Annotated in this window: 19 protein-coding genes; 4 read left to right on the top strand and 15 right to left on the bottom strand. The window is 50.1% G+C overall.

What is annotated here, in order from left to right:
• Positions 1 to 8: 8 nt before the first annotated feature.
• The 3 genes from ligA to JFC05_RS04630 all read right to left on the bottom strand — a co-directional run bounded on the left by ligA (position 9) and on the right by JFC05_RS04630 (position 7,378).
• A complete protein-coding gene (ligA, locus tag JFC05_RS04640) occupies positions 9 to 2,072 on the bottom strand; it encodes an NAD-dependent DNA ligase LigA (protein WP_198335965.1) in 2,064 nt (687 codons plus the stop codon).
• A 158-nt stretch (positions 2,073 to 2,230) separates the two neighbouring features.
• Positions 2,231 to 3,235 carry a cell division protein ZipA gene (locus tag JFC05_RS04635; RefSeq protein ID WP_198335964.1) on the bottom strand — a complete coding sequence of 335 codons (1,005 nt, stop codon included), beginning with the start codon at positions 3,233 to 3,235 and terminating at the stop codon, positions 2,231 to 2,233.
• A gap of 234 nt (positions 3,236 to 3,469) precedes the next feature.
• A complete protein-coding gene (locus JFC05_RS04630; RefSeq protein ID WP_198335963.1) occupies positions 3,470 to 7,378 on the bottom strand; it encodes an AAA family ATPase in 3,909 nt (1,302 codons plus the stop codon).
• 139 nt (positions 7,379 to 7,517) lie between these two features.
• On the opposite strand from JFC05_RS04630, the gene JFC05_RS04625 reads away from it, so the two are divergent.
• Positions 7,518 to 7,817 carry a DUF4298 domain-containing protein gene (locus JFC05_RS04625; RefSeq protein ID WP_198335962.1) on the top strand — a complete coding sequence of 100 codons (300 nt, stop codon included), beginning with the start codon at positions 7,518 to 7,520 and terminating at the stop codon, positions 7,815 to 7,817.
• A gap of 1 nt (position 7,818) precedes the next feature.
• Here JFC05_RS04625 and JFC05_RS04620 read toward each other — a convergent pair whose 3' ends face one another.
• Positions 7,819 to 8,622, bottom strand: coding sequence for a sulfite exporter TauE/SafE family protein (locus tag JFC05_RS04620; RefSeq protein ID WP_198336027.1), 804 nt, complete (start codon positions 8,620 to 8,622; stop codon positions 7,819 to 7,821).
• Positions 8,623 to 8,932: 310 nt separating this feature from the next.
• Here JFC05_RS04620 and JFC05_RS04615 point away from each other — a divergent pair, with 310 nt between their 5' ends.
• Both JFC05_RS04615 and JFC05_RS04610 read left to right on the top strand, forming a co-directional pair.
• Entirely contained in the window at positions 8,933 to 9,937 is a 1,005-nt protein-coding gene (locus JFC05_RS04615) for a biotin--[acetyl-CoA-carboxylase] ligase (RefSeq protein ID WP_198335961.1), read from the top strand.
• A 123-nt stretch (positions 9,938 to 10,060) separates the two neighbouring features.
• Positions 10,061 to 10,789, top strand: coding sequence for a pantothenate kinase (locus tag JFC05_RS04610; protein ID WP_192995909.1), 729 nt, complete (start codon positions 10,061 to 10,063; stop codon positions 10,787 to 10,789).
• 100 nt (positions 10,790 to 10,889) lie between these two features.
• Here the strand turns inward: JFC05_RS04610 and JFC05_RS04605 are convergent, their stop codons facing one another.
• The 11 genes from JFC05_RS04605 to JFC05_RS04555 form a co-directional block, all read right to left on the bottom strand.
• Entirely contained in the window at positions 10,890 to 12,077 is a 1,188-nt protein-coding gene (locus tag JFC05_RS04605; protein ID WP_198335960.1) for an isovaleryl-CoA dehydrogenase, read from the bottom strand.
• Positions 12,078 to 12,170: 93 nt separating this feature from the next.
• A complete protein-coding gene (locus tag JFC05_RS04600) occupies positions 12,171 to 13,091 on the bottom strand; it encodes a hydroxymethylglutaryl-CoA lyase (protein WP_198335959.1) in 921 nt (306 codons plus the stop codon).
• Between the two features lie 209 nt (positions 13,092 to 13,300).
• Entirely contained in the window at positions 13,301 to 15,406 is a 2,106-nt protein-coding gene (locus tag JFC05_RS04595; RefSeq protein WP_198335958.1) for an acetyl/propionyl/methylcrotonyl-CoA carboxylase subunit alpha, read from the bottom strand.
• A gap of 56 nt (positions 15,407 to 15,462) precedes the next feature.
• Entirely contained in the window at positions 15,463 to 16,257 is a 795-nt protein-coding gene (locus tag JFC05_RS04590) for an enoyl-CoA hydratase/isomerase family protein (RefSeq protein ID WP_198335957.1), read from the bottom strand.
• A 136-nt stretch (positions 16,258 to 16,393) separates the two neighbouring features.
• Positions 16,394 to 18,004, bottom strand: a complete 1,611-nt coding sequence (locus tag JFC05_RS04585; protein ID WP_105244785.1) for a carboxyl transferase domain-containing protein — start codon at positions 18,002 to 18,004, stop codon at positions 16,394 to 16,396.
• A gap of 153 nt (positions 18,005 to 18,157) precedes the next feature.
• The gene (locus JFC05_RS04580; protein WP_198335956.1) at positions 18,158 to 19,915 is read right to left on the bottom strand and encodes an AMP-binding protein; all 1,758 of its coding nucleotides are present in this window, start codon (positions 19,913 to 19,915) and stop codon (positions 18,158 to 18,160) included.
• Positions 19,916 to 20,223: 308 nt separating this feature from the next.
• Entirely contained in the window at positions 20,224 to 21,510 is a 1,287-nt protein-coding gene (locus JFC05_RS04575; protein ID WP_198335955.1) for an FAD-dependent oxidoreductase, read from the bottom strand.
• Between the two features lie 230 nt (positions 21,511 to 21,740).
• Positions 21,741 to 22,460, bottom strand: coding sequence for an amino acid ABC transporter ATP-binding protein (locus JFC05_RS04570; protein ID WP_198336026.1), 720 nt, complete (start codon positions 22,458 to 22,460; stop codon positions 21,741 to 21,743).
• Between the two features lie 162 nt (positions 22,461 to 22,622).
• Positions 22,623 to 23,294 carry an ABC transporter permease subunit gene (locus tag JFC05_RS04565; protein WP_198335954.1) on the bottom strand — a complete coding sequence of 224 codons (672 nt, stop codon included), beginning with the start codon at positions 23,292 to 23,294 and terminating at the stop codon, positions 22,623 to 22,625.
• A complete protein-coding gene (locus JFC05_RS04560; protein ID WP_075101980.1) occupies positions 23,291 to 24,037 on the bottom strand; it encodes an amino acid ABC transporter permease in 747 nt (248 codons plus the stop codon). The genes JFC05_RS04565 and JFC05_RS04560 overlap by 4 nt, the downstream gene beginning before the upstream one ends.
• A gap of 87 nt (positions 24,038 to 24,124) precedes the next feature.
• The gene (locus JFC05_RS04555; RefSeq protein WP_198335953.1) at positions 24,125 to 25,114 is read right to left on the bottom strand and encodes a glutamate/aspartate ABC transporter substrate-binding protein; all 990 of its coding nucleotides are present in this window, start codon (positions 25,112 to 25,114) and stop codon (positions 24,125 to 24,127) included.
• A gap of 317 nt (positions 25,115 to 25,431) precedes the next feature.
• On the opposite strand from JFC05_RS04555, the gene hslO reads away from it, so the two are divergent.
• A complete protein-coding gene (gene hslO / locus JFC05_RS04550) occupies positions 25,432 to 26,403 on the top strand; it encodes an Hsp33 family molecular chaperone HslO (RefSeq protein ID WP_105244780.1) in 972 nt (323 codons plus the stop codon).
• Positions 26,404 to 26,474: the final 71 nt, after the last annotated feature.

Genomic DNA, 26,474 nt, shown 5'->3' with positions numbered 1-26,474 from the left:
CGTAAAAATCAAAGACCAACCATCGCTAAAAACTCTTCTTCGCCCACCACTTTTACGCCCAATTTTTCCGCTTTGGTGAGTTTTGAGCCTGCTTTTTCGCCTGCCAGTAATGCGGTGGTCTTGGCCGAGATACTGCCGGAGACTTTAGCACCGAGCGCTTGCAGCTTGGCTTTGGCTTCATCACGTGCCATGCTATCAAGCGCGCCGGTGATGACCCACGTCTGCCCATCAAGTGGTAACCCTTCTGCTGCGACCTGCTCGACTTTGTCCCAATGCACGCCTGCCTCGCGTAGCGCGGTAATGACCTCGATATTGTGCGGCGCTCGGAAAAACTCATAAATCAGCTCGGCGGTTATCGCACCGACATCAGGCGTTTGTAGCAATGTCTCGATATCCGCTGCCATCAAACTATCAAGCTCGCCAAACTGCTGGGCGAGGTTTTGCGCGGTAGTCTCACCCACGCCGCGAATGCCAAGCGCGTAGATAAAGCGTGCGAGTGTCGTCTGCTTACTAGCGTCGATAGCACTGATGAGATTTTGTACCGATTTTTCGCCCAGCTTTTCAAAAGTGATCAGCTCGTCGGTATGGTTATGTAAGTCATAGATATCAGCGACGGTTTTGATAAGGCCATGCTCAAAAAAACTCATCAGCCAGCGCTCGCCCAGCCCATCGATATCCATCGCCCGCCGTGAGACAAAGTGGATAAGCGCCTCGACTTGCTGCGCAGGACAAAACAAACCGCCGCTACAGCGCGCCAAGGCCTCACCCTCTGGCAGCACCACAGGCGAGTCACACACGGGGCAAGCCGATGGTAGCTCGACTGGTTTTGCGTCTGCTGGACGCTGGTCGTGCCAGACACGCGTGACTTTGGGGATGACGTCACCGGCACGATGCACACTGACCATATCGCCTGCGCGCACATCCAAGCGCTGAATTTCGCCAAAGTTATGCAAGGTGACATTGCTGACCGTCACGCCGCCGACTTGCACCGGCTCAAGCTTACCCACAGGTGTGATCTGTCCGGTGCGCCCCACTTGCCATTCGATATCGTTTAAGCGCGTCATCACCGTCTCGGCAGGGAATTTGTAGGCGGTCGCCCAGCGCGGCTCACGCGACAAAAACCCAAGCTGCTGCTGCAATGCCAAACGGTTGACCTTAATCACTGTCCCATCAATTTCAAACGGTAGCGCGTCACGGCTCTTGATCACCGATTCATAGTAGGCTTGTGCTTCGCGTGGATTCTGTACCACCTCGACAGCGCTCACGGTAAAGCCAAGCTTTTTTAACCAAGCAAGTGCATCGGACTGGGTTTCAATCGCCGCCGGCAGACCTTGATTGACCGAATACGCATAAAACGCCAACGGACGGCTGGCAGCGATTGCAGGGTCGAGTTGGCGTAGGCTACCGGCGGCAGCATTGCGCGGGTTGGCAAAGGTTTTGTCGCCGTTTTCTTCTGCCAAACGGTTTAAACGTAAAAACCCCGCCTTTGGCATCAGCACCTCGCCGCGCACTTCTAATAGCGGGATGTCTTTTGCTTCACAAAGATACAGCGGCAAGTTCCGAATGGTTTTGGCGTTTTGGGTGATATCCTCGCCTGTCTGCCCATCACCGCGCGTCACCGCTTGCACAAATTGCCCATACTCGTATTTGAGTGACACCGCTAGGCCATCTAGCTTTAGCTCCATCTCGTACTCAGGGTTTTGCTGGGCATCGCTCAGGCGATCATTGACGCGACGCATAAAGCCGTGCAGCTCGTCATAATCAAAGACGTTGCCAAGCGATAGCATAGGGATGTCATGGGTCACCTGCGTAAACGCCGACAGCGGTATGTCGCCGACTTGGTTGATGGGGCTATCGGACTGCACCAAATTTGGATATTCTTTTTCGATCTCAAGCAATGCGCGGCGCAACTGATCGTATTCGCTATCGTCCAAAATAGGATTGTCGAGTACATAATAGGCATAATTGTGTTTTTTGATAGCGGCGATCAGCGTGCGCATCTGTGCCACGATGTCATCAGGTGTGGCAGGTTGTTTTTGTGCCGTGGCAGGCGATAAGTGCAGGTCGGTCATAGTCAGCGTCTTGATTATTCTAGATGCTGATATCATAACAAGTTTGGCTAATATTGTGATAAACCGCCCATAAAAAAAGCAAAAAACATCACGCTATCATGATGTTTTTTGCTTTTGGTTTTGCTTTGAATTTCTATTGATTTATTTAGCGTTGGCGCTTAAGCCTCATAGTCACGGACTTGGTTGCGTAGCTGCTGCTTGTATTCGGGCGTGATCGGTTCGTTATTTTCATCAAGTAAGATGGCGTCCAAATCGCTTGCCATCATATAAGCAATGCTCATCATGCTATCGAAGCTGTGCACGGCTTGTGGATGCGGCAATGACAAAAACACCACCACACCGTTATAGACATTGGTCGCGACGCTATGCGGATCAAAAGGGGCGATACCGCTTTCGGTGATGCCCATCATACTAAACCATAGCATGCCTGTGCCGTCTTTTTTTTCATAGCGGTGAAACATGTTCATCGCCCCATAACGCAGGCCATACTTGTCAATCAATGCCAGCAAATCACGGCCACGAATAATCGCCGCTGGGCGATCACGATACTGGGTTGGTAAAATAGTGATGTTGATGTTGTCTTTGGCGTTGATAAGCGGCGCGTTTTGCGCTTCATCGACTGGCTCTGAGAGGTGCTGATCTAGTATGGGGCTGTTGCTATCAAAGCTTGGCTCTTCTGCCGTATCAATCGATGGCATCAAGCTGTCAGTCGCCGATACCAAACTTGAGAACGCATCGAGCTCTTGCTCACTGCCCATCTGCGCCGCTGTGTCGGCAAACTCTGCATCGTCACGGCGCAGCTCAGCTTCTTGCCAGCGCATATAGTCTTCATCATTGCTATCAGGCGTATCGGCCAAGTTTTGCGCCGTGGCTGATGGGGTCTCGGTATTGTGAGGCGCAGTCACAGGCTCTTGCTCAACCACCGTATCTAAATAACTGCGATCAGGGCCGATACTGGTCTCGCCGGCGACAGCGTCTTCTAAATCTGGCTGGTCGACGATGCTGCGCTCGTGACGCGGTATGATCGGGATGCCGTTTTTGTCATAATTGACGACAGGAGCGTCAGCGCTGCTACGACGCTTAAAGCTACGAATGACCATATACAGTCCTGCGAGCACGATAAACGCAGCAATGGCAATCAAGATAAACTGAATAGCGGTCATGAGAGATACATCCTAATATATGACAAAAGGGAATACACAAGAAACAATAAATGGCAATAGTCTAGCATGGCTTATGAATATCGTCATCATATAGTCATCGTTTATCATCAGCCTGACACAGTTGTGTGACGTTGCTGGCGTGCTATTTACTATACCATTGCTCGCCGCTTGCTGTTATTACTATTTTATTGCTCCGTGATTTGTTTTGTCTAGCGCCTGTCCTCATTCTCCTTGTTATTCACTAATATAGCGCGCCGCCTCATCGAGCGAGACGCTCACCAAACGAGAGATCCCAGCGCTTGGCATGGTGATACCTTTGAGCTCGTCAGCGATCTGCATGGCCAGCTTGTTATGACTGATAAAGATAAACTGCAAGTCATCTGCCAGCTCATGAATGAGGCTAGTAAAACGCCCGACATTAGCATCATCGAGCGGCGCATCGACCTCGTCAAGCACACAAAACGGCGCAGGATGCTGCTTAAAAATGGCAAAAATAAGACTGAGTGCTGTTAGGGTTTTTTCGCCGCCTGAGAGTACCGCAAGGCGGCTATTACGCTTGCCTTTTGGCTGCGCCATCAAGGTCAGCCCTGCCCGCCACTGCTCTGATTTGGGCGTGTTTGCTGGTAGATCCTCTAAGTTTAATGTCAAGCTTGCCTGACCGCCGCCAAAGACTTTGGCAAACAAGTTGGCAAGCTCGGTATTCACCGCCTCTAAGGTCTCGATAAACAAGGTCTTGGTGGTCTCGTCGATAGCGGCTATCGCCTCGCTCAATGTCTCCATACTGGCAGTGATGTCAGTGGTCTGCTGCGCGAGCGGCTCTAGACGTTCATTGACCTCAGCCAACTCTGCCACGGCGGCCAGATTGACCGCGCCAATCTTGCTGATTTGCTGCTCAAGCTTGGCTTTTTCGCGCTCAAGCTCGGCGATTTTATCAGGGCGCACGCGGCGATCATGGGCGATAAAATCCGCCAACAAACTCGAGACACTCATCAATTGCGCAGTGTCACCCTGTTCGCTGATACGGTGATACTCGGCCATGGCGTCTTCAGCATAGCGAGTCGCCTCATCTAAACGCGCGGCGCTCAATGCCAGCTCAGTGGCAAGTGCGGCCTGCTCGCTTTGCTGCGTCTGTAGCGTCTGCTGTAGCGTGTCTAAAGTCGCCTGCTGCTGATTGTAGGTTTCTTTTAGCGCGGTTAAAGCCGCAGCGCGCTCTGCCAAGAGCGCCTGCTGCTCATCGCGCGTTTGTTGCAGTGCCTGCAAGGCGGTCTGCAGCGCTGGCAATTTTTTTTGTTGCTGCTCATGCTGCGTTTTTAGACTTTCCTCGTTTTGTTGCGCCTTATCATATTGCGCATTTGCGCGTTTTAGGCTACTGCTACTGTGCTCAAGGCGCATCTGGCTTTGCTGTACACGCAGCTGCAGGGCTTGCCAAGCGTCGTCATCTGTTTGCTGACGCTGCTGCTGCTCACGGCGCTCAGCTTGCAGTTGCTGCATAGTCGCCTGCGCCTCAGTGATTTGCGGCGCAAGGGCTGTCAGCTCGCTTGCGATATGCTGCTGCTCATGCGTAAGCGCCTGCTGCTCGTGCGTAAGCTCCTGCTGCTCTTGCTCAAGGGCTGCTTTGTCCGCAGTTAGGCGCTGGCTATCTGCTTGCAGGCGCTCAGCGGCAGCGCGCTGGGTTGTCAGCTGCTCCTGATAGTTATATTTATCACGCGTCAGCTGCTCAGCTTGCGCCCGCGCCTCCTCTAAGCCAATCGTCAACGCATCATAGCTTCGCTGATTATTAGCAATGGCTTTGCGCTGCTCTTCTATTTTACTCTCAAGCCCATCAAGCAGCTCTTCTAAGATCTGCAGCCGCTCGCGCTGCTGTAGACGCTGCGTCAAAAATTGACTATTGCTGTCATTTTGACCATCTTGCGCGCCAACAAGCTTGCCAAGATTTATCGTACCTTGACGACTGATAAGCCAGCCATCAGACGTTAGCAAAATCGCTGACGGCGGGAGAGCTTTGAGTATATCTGCCAGCACATCGAAGGTCTGATGGCTGTTTGTAAGGTCTGCGATATATAGATAGCACTGCTGCCAAAGCGCTAGGTTGGGCGCCGCGATCAGCTGTGATAAAGGCAGTACCTTATCAATCAAAGTATTTGGCAATGCGCCAACAAATGGCTTTTCGTTTACATCATTTTGCTTAGCAGATAGCCACAAGCTATGACCCGTTTCTATTGACGAATTATCCTGTGTATTAGTCTGTTCGTTTTGCGCATTCTGATAAGTAAACACATCCCTTAAGTTGTACTCAAGCGCTTGCCATAAGCTATTCGCTTTTTGCACCTCGCCGTTAACTTTTTCATTACTTGCTTGTTTAGAAGCCAGCACATGACTATCGAGCCATAGTGCTAACACCTTATCGAGCAGCTCAGCATGCTGCTTGCCTACTGCACTCAGCTCAATCTGCTCGCGCAAGGTGGTAATGGCTAAGTCGTTATCGTTATTTACTACTTGATTTGCTAAATCAGTTGTTACTACATCGGTGGTTTTTACCTTAGCAGACTGTTGTGATTTTGGCGTAGGTGTTGGATGCAGTATCTGGTGCAAGGTGTCGTATTCACTGGTCAACACTGCATGACGTTTTTCTTCCTCGCCCAGCGCGCGCTGCTGCTTATGTAAAAGCTGCTGCAGCTCATGCGCGCGCGGCTGTAGCTCGGAGAGTCGCTCATCGACGCTATCTTGTTGGCGCTCGATCTGTTGTAGCTGTTTATTCAGCTCATCAATGTGCGACGCTAAGGTCGGATTTTGTCCATCTGCGCTATGTGTATTAGCCGCATTTACTTTGGCAGACAGTGACTGCTGTAGCTGCTGCCAGAGGTTTTGCCAGTTCTGCTGGCGGCGCTGCCATTTTTCATGGCTTTGCTGCTGGCGTTTTTGTGCTTGGCTATTAATCGCTTGCTGCTGCTCTAGCACACGATGATTGTCTTGTAGCCGTGACAGCTGGTTTTGTGCATCATGATAGGCGCGCTGTAGCGGCCGCTCGTCACGTTGATGCGTCTCGCGTTTACTCGCTATCTCATCGAGCTGCGGGCGCAATTTTTCTAGCACGTTTTGCTGCTCGGCTTGCTCGGTGGTGATGCGTTCAATCTCATTGACGGCCTGCTCGCGCTGCTGCGCCAAGCTGGTCATCTGCTGCGCCAAACTGGCAAGCTGCGATTTGGCATCGTTTAGCGCGTGCTCGGCATTTTGATAATTGAGCTGCTGCTGGTAATGGCGGCTTTGTGCATCGTCTTTGAGCCATTGCTCTTGATTGATATGAGCCGTCAGCTTATCTTGCTTGGCTTTTAGGTCCTCATACTGTGCTTGCAAGCGAGCGGTTTCAGCACAACTTTGCTCATGGGCGCGTTTTTGCTGCTGCTGACTATGCTTGGCCTGATACAGCTGCTGAATGGCCAGCTGCTGCTTGATGTCCGCCAGTGTCAATGCCAGCTCTTTATAACGCTCAGCGCTAGCGGCTTGCTTGGACAGGCGTTTTTGTTGGCTTGCCAGCTCGCTTTGCATGTCATGCAGACGCGCCAGATTGTCTTGGGTTTTCTCAAGTTTTTTTTGTGTCTCTATTCTACGTGCCTGATAGCGCGATACCCCAGCCGCCTCTTCGATAAACTCACGTAGCTGCATCGGGCTTGACTCGACAATACGCCCAATCATGCCTTGCTCAATCACCGCATAGCTACGCGCCCCAAGCCCAGTACCCAAAAACACATCGACCACATCACGGCGGCGCGCGCGCGTGCCATTGATAAAGTAATCCGAGCGTCCCTCTTTATTGACCTGACGGCGCACAGAGAGCTCATGGTACAGGTTCAATTCATGGCGAATGCCAGTTTGCTCATCTTGAGTGTGCTCGAAGGTCAGCTCGACGCTGGCGACACTTTTGGCCGCTTTGTCTTGTGTACCGGCAAAGATGACATCGCTCATCGCCCCGCCGCGTAACTGCTTGGCGGAGGTCTCACCCAGCACCCAGCGAATGGCGTCGATGACGTTGGATTTGCCGCAGCCGTTTGGCCCGACGATGGCGGTGATGCCATGACGAAAGGTGAAGGTCGTAGGATTGGCAAAGGATTTAAATCCTGCCAGCTTAAGAGATTTTAGACGCATGAAGGATCGACAAACTTAACAAAAACAGGCGGCTATTCTACCGCAAATGATGACGATTTTTTGGACTTTGTACGGGATGCTATAATAAGGCTTAAAATAATAATGATTCCTCTAAACACTAAAAGTTAAGGGCATTAAAATGACTGATTATAATCCACAAGAATTGCAGCAAAAATATGAGCTGTGGTGCAAGCTATATCGCCAGCAACTAGAGGCGCAAGAGCAGTTCTTAAAAGTTGAAGCATTGCAAAATGAGTTGAAAGACTACTATCTAAATCCACAGTGGATGAAAGATCATGAAGCAGATCTGCCCATCGAGCACTCGGGTGAAGCGCACTCTATCTTTAGCGAAGATGCGTTATGGAATATGCTCACCGACCATGACGAGCTGGCCATGAAATGGATGCGCTTAGGGCTTGATGCGCTTGAAAAAAGATAAGTCATATCACCCCAATCGCACTCAGCAACAGCTGCCCGCCGGCAAACAATAACAACACGCCAAACGCGCGCTTAAGCGTGGCGGCTGGCAAGACGTGTGCAAGCTTAGCACCGACCTTTGCCATCATAAAGCTGGTGACGGATATGCACAAAAACCCTGTGATATGGACAAAACCGAGCGTACCCTCAGGCAAATTGACCACGTCTTGACCAAACCATGCAAATCCTACCGCGCCTGCCACCGCAATCGGCAAACCACACGCGGCCGAGGTGCCAACCGCTTGCTTCATCGGCAGTCCTGCCCAGTTTAAAAACGGTACGGTCAAGCTACCACCGCCGATACCAAAGATAGAGGACGCCATACCAATCCCTGTGCCCGCGCCAAACTGCACGCCAGCGGGCGGCAAAGGCTTGCCGAGCTGCTCTTTGTTAGACAAAAACAGCATCTTTAGCGCGACCAATAACGCACCGACACCGATGATGGCTTGCAAAACTTTTCCATCGATCATATCGGCGATACCGGCACCGACAAGGCTTCCGATGACCAAGCCCAGCGCCATCTTGCGCCAGACTTCCCAGCGCACACCGCCGCGCTTATTATGTGCTGTCAATGAGCTAATAGAGGTGACAATGATGGTCGCAAGCGAGGTACCGATCGCCAGGTGGGTGATGACATCAGGCGAAAAGTCATAGGCGGTAAATATCCACACCAAGGCGGGCACAATAATCATACCGCCGCCTACCCCAAACAAGCCTGCACTGACCCCAGCAAACGCCCCTGCAATCACAAACCACACATATAACATCATTAGCTCAGCCTTTTATTTTGGAGTTTTGGAGTATTTTTAGCGCATCTGCACATTTGCAGGGCAGGCACAGCACGCAAGGAAAATTTATACCAGTAATGCGTTTAACTTTATATAACCGTTTTATTTGCAATTGACTATATATTCCATTTGCCAAACCTGCAGCCGATCTTTATGCTATTTGATTACCGCTACTAAGCCGCGTCACTATGCTTATTCATGCTCATTCGCGCTTATTCATGCCAAACCGTGACCCGCGCTCAGTATAGCAAAGATTGTTCCTACAACCTTAACCACATCGACGAAACTTATGCCGCCATCAGCCCCTTTATCTGCCGCGCCTTTTGGCCCTTTAGCCGAGACCTCTACTCCAACTGCGTCAGATACATCGCCAACGCTTGTACATTTGCCTGAGCTCAACCATCGGCACCTCGCTAGTAGCGCCTCGACCAATAGCGAGTTGATCACAGCGGTACAAAATGGCACGCTTGATGCTGCACAGATGCATCTACTGACTGCCGATACCCAAAGTGCTGGTCGCGGGCAGCACGGACGCTCTTGGCAGTCGCCACCTGGTAATGTTTACTTGTCGTTATATCACCCTGTGCATCAGCCGATTAGCGGTTTGTTGTCTTTGGTCATCGGTGTCGAGCTAGCAAAAATGCCTGTCATTCAAGCGCTCAATGAGCAACTGCACGCGCGCCAGCTGACGCCTATCGGGGTAAAATGGGCCAATGACTTGGGCTTTTATGCTGCCGTATCCAAGCCGGCGCTGACACCCTCTGAGCCAGCAATACAAACTCAGCCGTTCTCAAAGCTTGCGGGTATCTTGATAGAGCCTGTCACCATAGCAGGCAAGTTGGTCGGTGTGGTGATGGGCGTGGGGCTAAATGTACAAGCGGCACCAGCGCTGACTGCGCAGACTTGCGAAGGCATGAGCTATCAGGCGATCAGTCTACAAGATATCTGTCAGATGCTGCCTGACGCGGCGACGATACGCTTGCCAAATCTCAAAACATTCTATCAGCAAATGAGCAAAGCGCTGATGGCAGCGATGACGCGTTTTGAATATTTTAGTTTAGAAAAACCCACCGGTCATACCTACTATCTGGATCGTTTTTTAGAGCAGTTTGATGGCGTCGATGCTCTCGCAGGACGGCGCCTACGCGTCACTCAAGAGCACCATGGCAATAGCACTGTAGTGACAGGATATGCCTGCGGTATCGATACACATGGGTGTTTGCAATTGCGCCAAGATAACGGTAATATTTCTGCGCTTTTTACTGGACGCATTGACGTGATTCATCAGGACTAACGCATAGAGCCTGCGGGCGCTATCGCCCTTATGGCATAAAAGTCTCTGGGTTTTATTGACAAGCTTCATCTACAAGCTTTGCCATAACATTTTTTAGTGAATTGACTATATAAAGGGATTTTTATGCTCTGGTTAGATCTTGGCAATACCCGCTTAAAATACTGGCTCACCGATGATATCGGTCAGATCGTCGACCATGATGCTAAGCAGCATTTGCAAGCGCCTGCCGAATTACTCATGGGTCTCACCGATCGCTTTGAGCGATATGCGCCCGATTTTATCGGTATCTCATCTGTGCTCGGCGAAGCGCTCAATATAAAAGTCACCGAAACCCTCAGCCGTCTAAATATCCCGTTTGAGTTTGTCCATGTCGATGCCGCGCACCCGCTGATGCGTAGCGACTATAACGATCAGCAGCTCGGCTGCGATCGCTGGCTGCAGATGCTGGGTGCAGTCGATAAAAAAAAGCGCCAGTGCGTGATAGGTTGCGGGACCGCGGTGACGATTGACTTGATCGATCATGCTACACATTTGGGCGGTTATATCTTTCCCAGTATTTATTTGCAGCGCGAGTCGCTATTTTCTGGTACCAAGCAAATCACCATCTCTAACGGTGCCTTCGATAGCGTCGGTCAGGGCATGACCACCCAAGACGCGGTGCATCGCGGTATACTGCTCTCTATCGTTGGCGCTATCAACGAGATCAGCCATCGTCATCCCAACTTCGAAGTCATCATGACGGGTGGCGATGCCGCCATCATCGCCCAGCACGTCAATCGCCCAGTACGACTACGTGATGATTTACTATTAACTGGTCTGGCACGCTATTTTGACCATAGTAAACAGACATAACAATTTTAATCTAAGATTTTTATAAGACATAAAATAAGCATAAAAAAGCAGGACGTTTTAAGCGACCTGCTTTTTTGGTTTAATATGAAAGTAAGTATTTCTACTTAGTCTCGTTAAATAACTCACGCCCGACCAGCATACGGCGTATCTCACTGGTGCCTGCACCGATCTCATAGAGCTTGGCATCACGCCAAAAGCGACCTAGTGGATATTCATTGGTATAGCCATTACCGCCAAAGATTTGAATGCCCTCGCCTGCCATCCATGTGGCTTTTTCGGCGCACCATAAGATCACACTGGCGCAGTCTTTGCGCACTTCTCGGCTATGACCTGCGCCGCGCTGATCGAGCATATCGAGGTTTTTACCGACCGTGTATAAAAAGCTACGTCCCACCTGCAAGATGGTATACATATCGGCGACTTTACCTTGGATAAGCTGAAACTCACCGATCGCTTGCCCAAACTGCTTGCGGTCGTGAATATAAGGCACGACATTATCCATCACCGCTTGCATGATGCCGATAGGGCCTGCAGCAAGTACCGCACGCTCATAATCAAGGCCGCTCATCAGCACTTTGACGCCATTGCCGACGCCGCCTAAGATATTATCACTTGGTACTTCGACATTATCAAAGATCATCTCACCGGTATGGCTGCCGCGCATGCCGAGCTTGTCGAGCTTTTGTGCGGTGCCAAAGCCCTTCATGCCTTTTTCTACGATAAATGCCGTCATGCCTTTGGCACCCAGCTCTGGATTGGTCTTGGCATACACCACCATCACGTCGGCATCTGGACCATTGGTGATCCACATTTTGCTGCCGTTTAGCACATAATGGCCGTCTTTTTCTTCGGCTTTGAGCTTCATACTGACCACATCTGAGCCAGCGCCCGTTTCACTCATCGCTAAAGCCCCGATGAATTCACCACTGATGAGCTTAGGCAAATACTTTTGTTTTTGCGCCTCATTACCATTGCGTTTGATTTGGTTGATGCATAGGTTTGAGTGCGCGCCATAGCTGAGTGCTACAGAGGCAGAAGCGCGGCTGATCTCTTCCATCGCGACCATATGAGCCACGTAGCCCATGTCCGAGCCGCCGTACGCTTCAGGAACAGTAATGCCATGCAAACCCAAGTCGCCCATTTTTTGCCATAGATCCATTGGGAACTCATCGCTGCTGTCGATTTCGCTTGCGCGCGGGGCGATTTCATTAGCCGCAAACTGCTGTACCACGTCACGCAGTGCGTCAATATCCTCGCCAAGCTGAAAATTCAATCCGGGTAAACTCATAACCATTCCTTGTATTTTGATGTTTAATTTTTTAAAAATTCAGATCCATTTAAAAAGAGACCATATAGCTTATGACTCGCTTTATTTTCTTAGTCAAGACTGACGCTTATTAATCAGCGCACGTGCCACGCTTGAGCCATTGCGGCGACCTAAAAACTCACTGATACGCTCACCAGCGACGACTAATTTATCCAAATCTATGCCAGTACTGATACCCATACCATGCAGCATGTAGACGACATCTTCGGTGGCGACATTGCCCGTTGCGCCTTTGGCATAAGGACAACCGCCAAGCCCAGCCACTGAAGTATCAAATTCGCTGACACCCATCTGTAGTGCGGCTAAAGTATTACTCACAGCTTGACCATAAGTATCATGAAAATGTCCTGATAGCATAGCGATGTCAGCATATTCTAATGCGGCTTGTAGGGCGCGCTGTACTTTTAGCGGGGTGCCGACACCAATAGTATCAGCAATACCAATCTGCTCTGAGCCAATCTCAACCAAACGCTTGGTCACATACGCGACTTGGCTTGGGTCAATCTCGCCTTCATAAGGGCAACCGACCGTACAAGAGATGACGCCGCGCACTTTGATGCCATGCTCTTTTGCCGCAGCGGCAACGGGTGCAAAACGTTCAATACTTTCATCGATACTGCAATTGATGTTTTTTTGACTAAAAGTCTCGCTGGCTGAGCCAAAGATAACGATTTCATCAGGACGATGTGCAATCGCATTATCAAAGCCGCGCATATTTGGCACCAGTACCGAATACATAACGTCATTATGCCTATTATCTGCTAGCGCGGTCATCAGCTCACTGTTGTCGCCCATTTGTGGTACCCACTTTGGCGAGACAAAGCTGGTCGCTTCCAGCTTTTTGACGCCTGCTGCGATTAAATCGTTGATAAGCGTTTGCTTAACCGCCGTCGGTACCGTCATGGCTTCGTTTTGCAAGCCATCACGTGGGCTGACATCAACGATGGTGACGTGCTCTGGATACGAATGGCTCATGATTATTATCCTTTTACTGTTCTTATATTTCGGTTCTTATAGTCGAATCCACATAAATCAGATACATGGCTATCAAGTCGCTCAATGAAAAGTTGTTTTTCTTGCGTACTGTGCCTACGCCGACAGAGGCTACGAAAAACAACTTTTCATCTCACTGTATCGTTTTTATATCGAATTGACTATATATTCCATTTCTTATACTTCAGCGCTTAAGCGCCGCTAGCTTCTGTATCAATACGTAGCAGCTCATCACCATCAGCCACCGAATCGCCTGCTGCAAATAACAACTCTCCAACCACGCCATCGGTGGGTGCGGTAATGGTGTGCTCGATTTTCATCGCTTCGATGACGGCGAGTGGCTCGCCTTTCTTCACGCTATCGCCGACAGCCACTTTAAAGGCAACGACCTGCCCTGGCATCGGTGACTTCAAACTACCGACTGCTGCAGACTCTTCGCCCACATGCGCCATAATATCGACAAGTGTAATCTCGTCACGGCCACGATCGGTGAACACATAGACGGTTTCATGGTTCACCCAGCTCTGGGCATTGATACGTGCGCCATCGAGCCATAATGTATGATTGTGCACGTCATCGCTGGCGTAGCTGACCTCACCTTCATATACCGCTTCGGTTGGCGCGGCGACATTGGCATTGGCATTTTTGTCAGCGTTCGCGATTTCTTTTTCGATCACTAGTGTAAAGCTGCTCAGATTATCTGTGCCTTTTTTGCCACCCGTGACAGTGGCGTTGTACCAATGACTGATACGAGCGCTATAAGCTTGCTCATCATAAACCAAGCTAAACGAGCGTGTATAATCGTTATAAGCACGGAATCCTGTCGGCTTACTAAACGGATCGGCGTCTTGCGCCATGCCTTCACTAGCCAGCTGCTGGGCGATAGCAGTCACCACCAGCGTCGATAAATCAAGTGGATGCTGATCAAATAACTCGTCCGCCTCGCGCTCGATAAGCGCCGTATCGAGATTGGCTTGACTAAACGACTCTGTATTTAAAATATAACGCAAAAACGCCACGTTATTTGGCAAACCGACGATACGCGTTTGTGCCAATGCGCGATCGAGTTTGGCCAATGCCTGCTCGCGAGTCGGCGCATGCACGATAAGCTTGGCAATCATAGAGTCATAAAACGGACTAATCACATCGCCTTCGCGTACGCCATCGTCGATACGTACATCGGCAACATCAAAGGTGCTGTGTTCAGGCTTTTGATACGTAAAGAGTGTACCCGTCGCTGGCAAAAAATCATTGTCAGGGTTTTCCGCGCAAATACGCGCTTCAATCGCATGGCCATTAATCGCCAAATCATCTTGCGACTTTGGCAATGGCTGACCGGAGGCGACCAAGAGCTGCCACTCGACCAAATCGACACCAGTAATGGCTTCACTGACTGGATGCTCAACTTGCAGGCGAGTGTTCATCTCCATAAAATAAAAGCTCATCGTGCCTTCGCGCTGCTCAACGATGAACTCAACCGTCCCTGCACCGACATAGCTGACCGCACGCGCCGCCTCAATCGCCGCTGTCCCCATCGCTTCACGCATCGCTGCATCGACACCGGGAGCTGGCGCTTCTTCTAGCACTTTTTGATGGCGGCGCTGCACCGAGCAATCGCGCTCAAACAGATGCACATAGTTGCCATGCGTATCACCAAATACTTGGATTTCGATATGGCGCGGCTTTAGCGCGTATTTTTCGATGAGTACCTGATCATTGCCAAAACTGGTAATGGCTTCGCGGCGACAAGAGTCTAGCATTTCGATAAAATCGCTGCTTTGCTCGACGATACGCATGCCTTTACCGCCGCCGCCGGCACTGGCTTTAATCAGCACAGGATAGCCAATGCTGTCTGCTTGCTGTTTTAAAAACTGGGCATCTTGATTGTCACCATGATAACCCGGTATCAGTGGCACGCCAGCCGCTTCCATCAAACGCTTGGACTCAGACTTGCCGCCCATCGCGCGAATCGCATCAGCGGATGGACCGATAAACACCAGCCCCGCATCCTGACAAGCCTGAGCAAAGTCGGCGTTTTCACTTAAAAAGCCATAGCCTGGATGGATCGCTTGCGCGCCCACATCGCGAGCAATCGCAATGATCGCATCGCCTTTTAGATAGCTGTCTTTCGGCGATGAGCCGCCCAAATAAACGGCTTCATCACAGACGGCGACATGCTTGGCGCCGCGGTCAGCATCAGAATAAACAGCGACGGTACGGACGCCTAAGCGCTTGGCAGTCGCGGCCACACGGCAGGCAATTTCACCACGGTTGGCAATTAAAATTTTAGAAAACATAACTATCCCTGTGTCTTGTCGTTTTTATTTGTCGGCTTGGCTATCGTTGTTTGTCGCTAATCTGCCGTCAACCAATCAGGCTTACGCTTTTGCAAAAACGCTTGCACGCCTTCCTTACCTTGTGTGGATGAGCGAATATCAGCGATGCCTTTTACCGTCTCGGCGATCAGCTCGTCGCTAATGGGCGCGCCTGCGATATCATGCAATAGCTGCTTGCAGGTTTTCACCGCATCGGGGCTGTTTTTGACCATTTTGGCACAAAACGTTGCCACCGCATCGTCGAGCGCTTCCTCACTAACCCGCTCATGGATAAAGCCTAATTGACGCGCTTTTTTGGCATCAAACACTTCTGCACTTAAAAAGTAGCGATGCGACGCCCTAGCCCCTAATGCTCTTACGACATACGGACTAATGGTGGCAGGCGCTAGTCCCAAACGCACTTCACTGAGGCAAAAATTGGCAATCTTCACCGCGATGGCCACATCACAGACGGCGACCAGACCCATGCCACCTGCATAGACATCCCCTTGAATGGCAGCCACGGTTGGTTTTGGGCACTCATAAATGGTTTTGAGCATTTGCGCGAGTTTATCGGCGTCGGCTAGATTTTCTTCATAGCTATAATCCGCCATGGCGCGCATCCAGTTTAAATCAGCGCCCGCACAGAAGGCTTTGCCTGCTGCCGCTAGCACGATGACTCGCACATTATCATCAGTGCCAAGCGTGGTAAAAACCTCCGTCAGCTCAGCGATCATTTCATCGTTAAAGGCATTACGTATCTCAGGGCGGTTTAGCGTCACCGTCGCCACGTGCTGTTCGATATCAACCAATAGGCTTTTATAATTGTTCATATAGGGTTATCTCAATGTTTTGTGGTAACTTTTGCATGTCTTTTTTTACGGATAATTTTGCGTAATGTTCTCGGCCTTAGTAACTCAGTTTTTATTTTAAACCAACGCATTCTCTCATCGAAAATATAGTACCAATCTACATTCTAAAGACCCCAAACGTCGTCTCTTCAATCGGAGCGTTATAGGCAGCGCTTAGCCCCAATGCCAGCACTTGACGCGTATCAGCAGGATCAATCACTCCATCATCCCACAGGCGCGCGGTGGCATAATAGGGATGGCCTTGCGCTTCGTACATATCTCGAATCGGTGCTTTAAAGGCCGCTTCGTCCTCGCTACTCCATGTCTCGCCTTTACGCTCGAAGTTATCGCGCTTAACAGTGGCCAATACCGACGCCGCTTGCTCACCGCCCATCACAGAGATGCGCGCATTTGGCCACATCCATAAGAAGCGTGGACTATAAGCACGGCCACACATACCGTAGTTACCGGCACCGAATGAGCCACCGACGATGACGGTAAACTTCGGCACTTTGGCATTGGCCACTGCCATCACCATCTTAGCACCATGACGGGCGATGCCTTCGTTTTCGTATTTACGGCCGACCATAAAGCCGGTGATGTTTTGCAGGAATACCAGCGGGATTTTACGCTTGCAGCACAGCTCGATAAAGTGCGTGCCTTTTTGCGCCGACTCACTAAACAAGATGCCGTTATTGGCGATAATGCCAACTGGCATGCCCTCGATATGAGCAAAGCCGCAGACCAGCGTGTTGCCAAAGCGCGCTTTAAACTCATCAAAGGCACTGTCATCGACGATGCGAGCGATGATTTCTTTGATATCAAAGGGCTGACGCTTATCGGTCGGAATGATGCCGTATAATTCTTTGGCATCGTAGCGCGGTGGACGCGGTTTGATTTGATTGGGAATTTGCTTGGCAGGACGGTTAAGGTGACTGACGATATCACGCGCAATCGATAGCGCATGCGTGTCGCTTTGTGCCAGATGATCGACGACTCCTGACAGACGGGTATGTACATCACCGCCGCCCAAATCCTCGGCGCTGACCTCTTCGCCCGTTGCTGCTTTTACTAATGGCGGCCCACCCAAAAAGATGGTGCCTTGCTCTTTGACGATGATGGATTCATCGCTCATCGCCGGTACATACGCGCCGCCTGCCGTACAGCTACCCATAACCACCGCAATCTGCGGGATACCCGCCGCACTCATATTGGCTTGGTTAAAGAAGATACGACCAAAGTGCTCTTTGTCAGGGAATACGTCATCTTGGTTGGGCAAGTTTGCACCGCCTGAGTCCACCAAATACACGCAAGGCAGATTGTTTTCTTGCGCAATCTCTTGCGCGCGCAAGTGCTTTTTGACTGTCATTGGATAATAGGTACCGCCTTTTACCGTGGCATCATTACAGACAATCATACACTCAGTACCATTGATACGGCCAATACCGGCAATCACACCCGCGGCGGGTATCTCTTCGCCATACATGTCGTGCGCCGCCATCGGAGCGACCTCTAAAAACGGGGTGCCGACATCCAGCAAACGCTCGACTCGCTCACGTGGCAACAGCTTACCACGCGCTAAATGCTTGGCTCGCGCCCGCTCTGAGCCGCCCTGAGCGACTTTACGCAGGTGTACATATAAGTCATCGACCATCTCTTGCATGGCGGCACGGTTTTGCTGAAAATCGCTGGCGTTTGGACTCAGTTTACTGGTTATGATAGTGCTCATGATATCCCTTTTCTTTGCTGCGTAAGTGCAAGTGATTGATTATATGGTTTATAGTGACTGCTGGTCATACGACTGCTAGCCGATAGGTTGGTAGCCATTTGTCTTTTGTATCACTCACCGGTGTCGTGGATGTTCTGTACCCGAGAAGTGCGCTTAGTCTAAACCCAGCTCTGCTTTCATCTGCTCGATAATCTTATACTTTTGAATTTTACCGGTGATGGTCATCGGATATTCTTCAACAAACCGATAATAAGTCGGTACCTTATAATGAGCAATGTGCTCACTACAAAACTGGCGCACGTCGTCTTCACTCAAGCAGCCCGGCTCTTTGGGAATAATCCAAGCGGCCAGCACTTCACCATACCGCTTATCTGGTACGCCAACGATTTGTACATCGCGAATCTTGGGATGGCGATATAAGTAGTTCTCAATCTCAACCGGATAGATGTTTTCGCCGCCGCGGATGACCATGTCTTTACTACGGCCGACGATTTTGACATAGCCGTCCTCATCCATGGTAGCCAAATCGCCAGTATGCATCCAGCCATCTTGGATCGCTTCACGGGTTTTAAAGCGGCTGCCCCAATAGCCTTTCATCACCGAGTAGCCGCGTGTGAGCAGCTCTCCTGTCTCCCCTAACGGCACGATCTCACCCGTCTCGGTATCGACGACTTTCACCTCAAGCGCAGGCTGTACCAGGCCAACGGTCGAGACTTGCTTCTCAAGCGGCGTGTGCTCGTTGGTCTGGCAAGAGACTGGACTGGTCTCGGTCATGCCGTAAGCGATGGTCACCTCTTTCATATGCATCTTATCAATGACACGGCGCATGACCTCAATCGGGCAGCTAGAGCCGGCCATAATGCCTGTACGCAGGGTCGATAAATCAAAGTTTTCAAACTCAGGGTGATCGAGCTCGGCGATAAACATCGTCGGTACACCATGCAGCCCCGTACATTTTTCTTCTTCGACTGCTTGTAGGACTGATAACGGCTCAAAGCCATCGTTTGGATAGACGATACAACCACCATGCGTCAAGATGGCCAAATTGCCGAGCACCATACCAAAACAGTGATATAGCGGCACAGGAATACACAGTCTATCCTCGAAAGTAAGGTTCATCGCCTCACCGATGAAATAGCCGTTATTGAGGATATTGCGATGGCTTAAGGTCGCGCCTTTTGGCGTCCCAGTCGTGCCACTGGTGAACTGAACGTTAATCGCGTCGGTGTTTTTTAGCTGCGCTTGACGCTCGGCCACGCGCGGATCGTTGGCATCGCCTTCCGCCATCCAGTCAGAGAATTTTTGCATAAAACCAAACGTTTCGTCAGAGTCTGGCTCATCAATCCAAATGATACGCTCGATGGTTGGAATCTCGACCAAATCCAGCTGGGTGTAGTCTTTATGATAAATCTCAGGGCACAGCTCACGGATAAGGCCAGCGTAGTCGCTGCTTTTGAAATGGCGCATGAGCACGAGTGCCGAGCAGCCGAGTTTATTGAGCGCATATTGCAGCTCAAAAGTACGATAGGCAGGATTGATATTGACGAGGATCACGCCGACTTTGGCCGTGGCAAGCTGCATAAGTAGCCATTCGGCGTTGTTGTGCGACCAGATGCCAATGCGATCGCCAATCTCAAGCCCCATCTCGATCATACTGCTGGCCAGCTGGTTGACATGTTGCTGCAATTCGCGGTACGTCCAGCGGATGTTTTGATGACGGACGACCAGCGCTTCACGCTCTGGATATTTGGAGACAATGGCATCAAAAAAGTCGCCGATGGTCGCCTCAATCAGCGGCACATCAGGGCCTTTATCATAGCTTTGAGTCAGTGGCGCATTCGCTGAGCGCGCGCCCATATTTACGGTAGGGATGTTGCTTAATATGTGGTCAAATGCAGTAGGTTGCGTCATAACGATTCCTTTCGTTGTGCTTTTTATTCTACTCAAAAACTGCCCGTGGGCCAATTTTTCTTCCTTGAGTATCTATCATATATGATTCACTACTATACCGCCTAAAACGAAACTGTCAATAATAGTAATACATTATGTATCATTTAAATTAACCGCCAAAAATACTAGCCCCGTAAAAGATAGCATGAAAACCCGCGATTATTGTAGGCAAAAAAGCCAGCTACGTATTTGTTACACAGCTGGCTTTTGAGAAAAATTAAAACTAGAAATTAAAGCTAAAAGTTAAACTTACAGCGATTAAGCGTTGATTAAGACTTAACCATTGGCGGCGCTTTAATCGTTACTGTCGCACTGACGTCATTGTTATCATCTAGCAAATCCATGATTAACTCGTCATCAGTGTCAGTCTTTACCTGCCAATTGCCAGCAGCTTGTGGTACGCCAGTAGCCATGACAGAGATGGCTTTGTTTTTTAGACGAATCATTGGCGGTTTATGATCATAGCCGTCATGTGCCACCTCTAAGATATCATCCGCAATGGTCGCCGCCTGTGCGCGCAGCGGGGCAACATAACGGCAGGCAACGCCATTGATAGACATACAATCACCGATGGCATAGATATTTGACGCTTGCGTACGTAAGGTGGTGGCATCCACCACGATACCAGTCCGGCGATCAAACTCTACCCCTGCAGCAGTGGGCAGTCTGGCATCGACCGTGAGGCCAGTACTGGCAATCACATGATCGACGACCAAAGGCTCGGATGACTGAGCGGCCGCGCTGTCAGCACTGCCTGCCACTGGCGCATAGCGGACGTGTAGCCTGCCGTCCTCCTGACGCGTAACGCCAGTCACTTGATAACCACCCAAAAAGTGAATACCTTGGGACTGGACCGCCGCCGCGATACGAGCGGACGCTTTTGCTGGTAGCATTTGTGATAAAGGCGCGTCATTTAAATCAATCAAGGTGACTTCATGTCCAGCTTTGAGTAAATCTTCGGCGATTTCTGTCCCCACCATACCAGCGCCAACGATGGCGACATGCTGACTGCCTGCTGCCAGCTTTTCTTGTAGCTGCCCAAAGCGCTCAATATGATTGACATGCCACACCAAATCCTCCGGCAGGCTCTTTGGAAAAATCGGCTGCGCGCCCATCGCCAGTACCAACTTGTCATAGCTGATGGTGGCATAATTGGTATAAACCGGGTCAGCGCGCAGGGCAGAGACCAGCTGCAACTGCTGCGTAGCGGCGTCAACATCCGTGACCTGCATGTTGGCTAGTAGATTGACGTTTGCCGCTTTGGCAGCGTCAGCGCCAGTTGCACGTACCAAATCTGCCGCCCGCTTGTTTTGGCTGATGGCCATTGTCAGCATTGGCTTATGGTAACGATCGCCATTATCCGCTGTGATGAGAGTAATGGCGATGTCTTTGTCTTTTGCTCGAATGGCATCGATGACGTGCCAACCTGCCAAGCCGGCACCAACGATGACGATGCCTTGGCTTTCCGCTGACGCATGGTTTTCAGTATGTAAAGAGTTTTTAGCATTGGCGGGGTTTGTTGAGTTTGCGAGGGTGTCGGCATTTTCTATGCTCATAATAGCTCCAATATAATGTATAAACTTTTCATTGTCGGTATCTTGAGCGCTATTGTAGCAGTAAACAGTCATGCACTCATCTACTTGCTTATCCCCCCGCTACTGGACCGTTATGGCCAAAAAAAACCCAAAAAAAGCGCCTAAAATCATAGACGCTTTTTGGCAAATGCTTAGAGCTCATTGAACAGCCTCTACATCAAGGCGCTAAAGTAGCAGCAAAAACGTTGCTATTAATGATTTAAAATCTTGGACAAAAACAGCTGGGCGCGCTCACTTTTTGCCCCTTCAAAAAACTCATCTTTGCTACAGTTTTCGACGATATGACCTTCATCCATAAAGATAATGCGATTGGCGACCTGACTGGCAAAGCCCATCTCATGGGTCACACACATCATGGTCATGCCATCACGAGTCAGCTCGACCATCACATCAAGCACCTCTTGAATCATCTCAGGATCAAGCGCCGAGGTTGGCTCATCAAACAGCATCGCCACAGGGTCCATCGCCAGCGCACGGGCAATCGCCACGCGCTGCTGCTGACCGCCTGATAGCTCGGCGGGATATTTGGGTGCCTGCGCACTCAGTCCCACGCGATCTAGATAAGCCATGGCTTTTTGTTTAGCCTCAGACTCTTTACGGCCCAGCACCTTGATTTGCGCGACGGTTAAATTATCGATAATGGTCAAATGCGGAAACAACTCAAAATGCTGAAACACCATACCGACACGGCTACGTAGCTTGGGCAAGTTAGTCTTAGGTGCACCAACAGAGACACCATTGACCATAATCTCGCCTTGTTGAAAAGGCTCAAGCCCGTTGACCGTCTTAATCAGCGTTGATTTGCCACTACCCGATGGCCCGCAAACCACGACGACATCGCCTTTGTGTACATGGGCGGTGCAGTCAGTCAGCACTTGAAAGTCGCCATACCACTTACTGACATTTGCCATCTCAATGACTATCTCATCACTGGCATGACCATTATTGGTGACCAACCCGCCAAAGGCATTTACATACGTATCAGCATTGTTCATTATTGGCTCCTAACCACATTATCTTGATAATCATTGTTTAAAAATTTCGTCAACCGCGACCGCGCAGTCTAGGGTGTGTCAGAACCGTAAACGCTTTTGTAGCTGCTGCACGCCCATAGATGCACTTAAGCTAATGACAAAATAAATCGCACCAGCGCCCAAGATATAAGGCGTCAGAAGCCCCATCAGCTCACCGCGCACGTAGGCTGCGCGGAAAAAATCCGTCAAACCAATAGCAAACACCAACGTCGTGTCTTGGAATAAAATAATACACTGCTGCAAAATCAGCGGCAGCATTTTGCGAAAGGCTTGCGGCAAGATAACCAAACGCATGGTCTGCCCATAAGTCATGCCCAGCGCTTTGGCAGCATTGACCTGCCCGCTGCCGATCGATTGAATGCCAGCACGCACCACCTCAGAAAAATACGCCGCCTCAAACATCATAAAGGCCACCACACAAGAGGCAAACGCCGCATCGAGCTGTAGATACTTACCCACGATCCAAAAATAAATCATCGGTACAGCAAAATAAAACCACAAAAGCACCAGCAGTAAGGGCACTGAGCGAAAATAATTCACATACAGTTTTGCTGGTATCTCAAGCACTTTGATACCCGATAAACGCATCAGCGCCAGTATCGTCCCCAAACTGATACCGCCCAAAATCGCCAAAAACAATACCTTAAGCGTGGTCAGCATGCCACCCATCAATCCGGGATAGGCAGTGGCAAGCTCAGTCATCATATTCATTTTTGACCTCCTGCAATCAGCCCAGGCACGCGCAGTTTGCGCTCGATCAGTCCCATTATCGCGATTAAGGACAAGTTAAATACCAAGTAGATAATCGTCGCGTAGGTATAGATCTCAATGCTGTTTTGCGTGTATTCACTGATGGTTTTGGTTTGGCTAATCAGCTCCATCACCCCAACGAGCGAGGCGACTGAGGCGTTTTTAAAGCAGTTGGTCAGCTCAGAGCTGAGCGGCGGCAAGATGATACGAAAGGCTTGCGGCAGTAGGACTTCTTTGTAGACTTGCGGGATGCTAAAGCCAAGCGCATAGGCAGCATTGACTTGGCCATCTGGTAGCGACTCGATACCCGTGCGCACCTGCTCGACGATACGGGCGGCAGTAAACAGCCCCAAACCGATACTCGCCGAGAGCATGGCTGAGGTATTGGGCGACAGGTCTTTATACCACCATTCTTGTATCGTTGGTGTCAGCCAACCAGGGGCGATATAAAACCAAAAAAACAGCTGTACGAGTAATGGTATATTACGAAAAAACGTTACGTAAGCGGTACCAATCGCTCGCGCCGTCTTGCTCGGCAACGTGCGCATGATGCCTAAGATGGTGCCGACGATCATGGCGATGGCCCAAGCGATACTGCCAATCAGTAGCAGCCAGCCAAGACCAGTAATCATCCAATGGATATACAGCTCGCTACCGATACCAGTCTGCTCAAACAGTACACCCCAGTTCCAGCTATAATTCATGGTTGTCTCTCCAAGCAGCGATAAAAGAGCCTATGCGTCAAACAACACATGACATACGCATAGGCCAGCTAGGGTTTGGGACAACGATTACTGTGCTGGCGCCGCTTTTGGCTGCGCACCATCGTGCGGGTTGGCAATCAATGCCTTTAGGTTGTCAGACATCTCAAAGTTGAGGTTGACGTTCTTTGGCGGGATCGGGTTCAAGAACCACTTATCATAAATGCTATTGATCTCGCCTGAGCTAAAGACATTGACCAAGGCTTCATCGACCACCGCTTTAAACTCAGGGTCGTCTTTACGCATCATACAGCCATAGATCTCAAACGATTGCGGCTCACCGACGATAACCCATTCATCTGGGTTTTTGGCTTTGGCTTTTTCACCAGCGAGCAGCACATCATCCATCATAAAGGCGTCAGCGCGGCCGTTTTCTAACATCAAAAACGCCTCGCCATGATCTTTTGCTGAGATGATGTTGATGTCCATCTGATTGTCGTCATTATATTGACGGATATAGCGCTCTGATGTCGTGCCAGCGGTGGTGACTAGCGTCTTGCCTTTTAAGTCGGCAAAGTCATTGATACCGGAGTCTTTTTTGGTTAACAGACGCGTCCCAATCTCAAAGAAGCCATTGGAGAAGGCCACTTGCTTTTGGCGCTCTTCGTTGTTGGTGGTTGAGCCACACTCAAAGTCCACAGTACCGTTTTGTACCAAGGGAATACGCGTCTGCGAGGTAATAAGGTTATAGCGGACATTAAGATCAGGCATATTGAGCCTTTGTTTGACGGCCTCGACGACTTTCATCTCTAGGTCGTGGGCATAGCCTATCGGCTGATTTGGGTCGTCCGCGATATAAGAAAAAGGAATAGAAGAGTCACGGTGACCGACCACGATGGTGCCTGAGTCTTTGATTTTTTGTAGCGTGCCGTTTACTGCACTGGTCGCGGTACCCGCCTCATCGGCAGGCGCTGTCTCACTGGTCGCTTGGTTGCTGTTATTACACCCAGCGAGGCCAAACGCCATAAAGGCCGCTAGGGTCAAGCCCTTAGAGAGAGGTTTGGAAGATAGATAGCTCATGAGATACATCCTTTTTATCACATTATCACTAAATTAAACGAGTGCTTGGACGATAAAGGGTTTATAAATCACCCCCTATCGACTGACTGGTTGTCATGCACCCTTGTCGTTATTGCTATTGTTTATCACAATGCAACTTAATGTTACTGTACAACAAAATTGCAACGGGCGATAAACTTTTTTGTGCAAAATATAGAATGATGGTCTTTGGCGATTACCTATCTAACCCGCGACGGCCATCAGGGGTAATTGATAAGATTGATAAATACGCAACAATCCCCATAAAGTTAGCAACTTCTCAATGACATAAGCCAGTTATGACTCAAGATACTCAAGCACCAAATACTGACACCCAAACCACCAGCTACAACGACATTCGCCAGCGCTTTTTTATTGAAGACTCGCCTGTACGCGGTGATGTGGTGCGTCTATCGCGCAGCTATGCGACCACGATTGCCCAAAAGCCCTATCCTGAAGCGATTAAACGCTTATTGGGTGAGATGATGACGGCGGCAAGCTTGCTGATCAGCACTGTCAAAATCAACGGTCGTTTGTCTATCCAGCTGCAGTCCTCAGACCCTGAGAGCCTGCTCAATTGGGCGATGGCGGAGTGTGACCAAGACGGCATCATCCGCGCGCTTGCCAGCTGGAAGGCCGACACCGACGCGCAAGCACAAGCGTGGGAGAGCATGACCACAGCCAAAGACGCTTTTGCGGAGCTTGGCGCGATGGGCCAAGGCGTATTGTTTATCAATATTCAGCCTGACGGCGGCGACTCTTATCAAGGTATCGTCGAGCGTAGTCATGACAATTTGGCAGACTGCTTGGCGCACTATCAAAAACAGTCCGCGCAGATTCCAACGCTGATCAACTTAGCATCAGACGGCCTACAAGCTGGGGGTATTTTGGTACAAATGTTGCCACGTACCGCTGAGGAAACCTACGAAGTCGAGCAAAACCAAGATGCCGGCATCGATGATGACCTATGGCCGCGCTTAAACGTCCTCACGCGTACGCTAAAAGCAGAAGAGCTGACCACACTCGATACCAGCGAGATTTTATACCGCTTGTATCATGAAGAAAACATCGTGGCACCTGAGCCTGTGGCGCTATCATTTGGCTGTACTTGCTCACGCGAAAAGTGCGAGACAGCCATCGAGCAAATCGGTGAAGCAGAAGCGTTAGATATCGTCGAAGAGCAAGGCGGGACGTTTGAGATGGACTGCGGTTTTTGCGGTGAGATCTATCCGTTTGATAAAGACGATGTGACCGCTATCTTTGCTAAATAGGCGGTATCTGGTAAAACACCTCTCAATAAAAAGCCCTCAATATAAAGTGTGAGGGCCTTTTTTTATGATGC

It is taken from the genome of Psychrobacter celer, assembly GCF_016107555.1.
GTDB lineage: Bacteria > Pseudomonadota > Gammaproteobacteria > Pseudomonadales > Moraxellaceae > Psychrobacter > Psychrobacter celer.
This window is presented reverse-complemented; position numbering and strand designations above follow the sequence as displayed.

Coding starts and splice junctions, on each gene's coding strand:
- JFC05_RS04620 (WP_198336027.1), bottom strand. CDS start 8,622: ATGTTATATGTGTGGTTTGTGATTGCAGGGGCGTTTGCTGGGGTCAGT.
- ligA (WP_198335965.1), bottom strand. CDS start 2,072: ATGACCGACCTGCACTTATCGCCTGCCACGGCACAAAAACAACCTGCC.
- JFC05_RS04555 (WP_198335953.1), bottom strand. CDS start 25,114: ATGAGCTATCTATCTTCCAAACCTCTCTCTAAGGGCTTGACCCTAGCG.
- JFC05_RS04580 (WP_198335956.1), bottom strand. CDS start 19,915: ATGACGCAACCTACTGCATTTGACCACATATTAAGCAACATCCCTACC.
- JFC05_RS04570 (WP_198336026.1), bottom strand. CDS start 22,460: ATGGCAAATGTCAGTAAGTGGTATGGCGACTTTCAAGTGCTGACTGAC.
- JFC05_RS04575 (WP_198335955.1), bottom strand. CDS start 21,510: ATGAGCATAGAAAATGCCGACACCCTCGCAAACTCAACAAACCCCGCC.
- JFC05_RS04595 (WP_198335958.1), bottom strand. CDS start 15,406: ATGTTTTCTAAAATTTTAATTGCCAACCGTGGTGAAATTGCCTGCCGT.
- JFC05_RS04605 (WP_198335960.1), bottom strand. CDS start 12,077: ATGAGTTTACCCGGATTGAATTTTCAGCTTGGCGAGGATATTGACGCA.
- JFC05_RS04615 (WP_198335961.1), top strand. CDS start 8,933: ATGCCGCCATCAGCCCCTTTATCTGCCGCGCCTTTTGGCCCTTTAGCC.
- JFC05_RS04610 (WP_192995909.1), top strand. CDS start 10,061: ATGCTCTGGTTAGATCTTGGCAATACCCGCTTAAAATACTGGCTCACC.
- JFC05_RS04590 (WP_198335957.1), bottom strand. CDS start 16,257: ATGAACAATTATAAAAGCCTATTGGTTGATATCGAACAGCACGTGGCG.
- JFC05_RS04635 (WP_198335964.1), bottom strand. CDS start 3,235: ATGACCGCTATTCAGTTTATCTTGATTGCCATTGCTGCGTTTATCGTG.
- JFC05_RS04560 (WP_075101980.1), bottom strand. CDS start 24,037: ATGAATTATAGCTGGAACTGGGGTGTACTGTTTGAGCAGACTGGTATC.
- JFC05_RS04585 (WP_105244785.1), bottom strand. CDS start 18,004: ATGAGCACTATCATAACCAGTAAACTGAGTCCAAACGCCAGCGATTTT.
- hslO (WP_105244780.1), top strand. CDS start 25,432: ATGACTCAAGATACTCAAGCACCAAATACTGACACCCAAACCACCAGC.
- JFC05_RS04565 (WP_198335954.1), bottom strand. CDS start 23,294: ATGAATATGATGACTGAGCTTGCCACTGCCTATCCCGGATTGATGGGT.
- JFC05_RS04630 (WP_198335963.1), bottom strand. CDS start 7,378: ATGCGTCTAAAATCTCTTAAGCTGGCAGGATTTAAATCCTTTGCCAAT.
- JFC05_RS04625 (WP_198335962.1), top strand. CDS start 7,518: ATGACTGATTATAATCCACAAGAATTGCAGCAAAAATATGAGCTGTGG.
- JFC05_RS04600 (WP_198335959.1), bottom strand. CDS start 13,091: ATGAGCCATTCGTATCCAGAGCACGTCACCATCGTTGATGTCAGCCCA.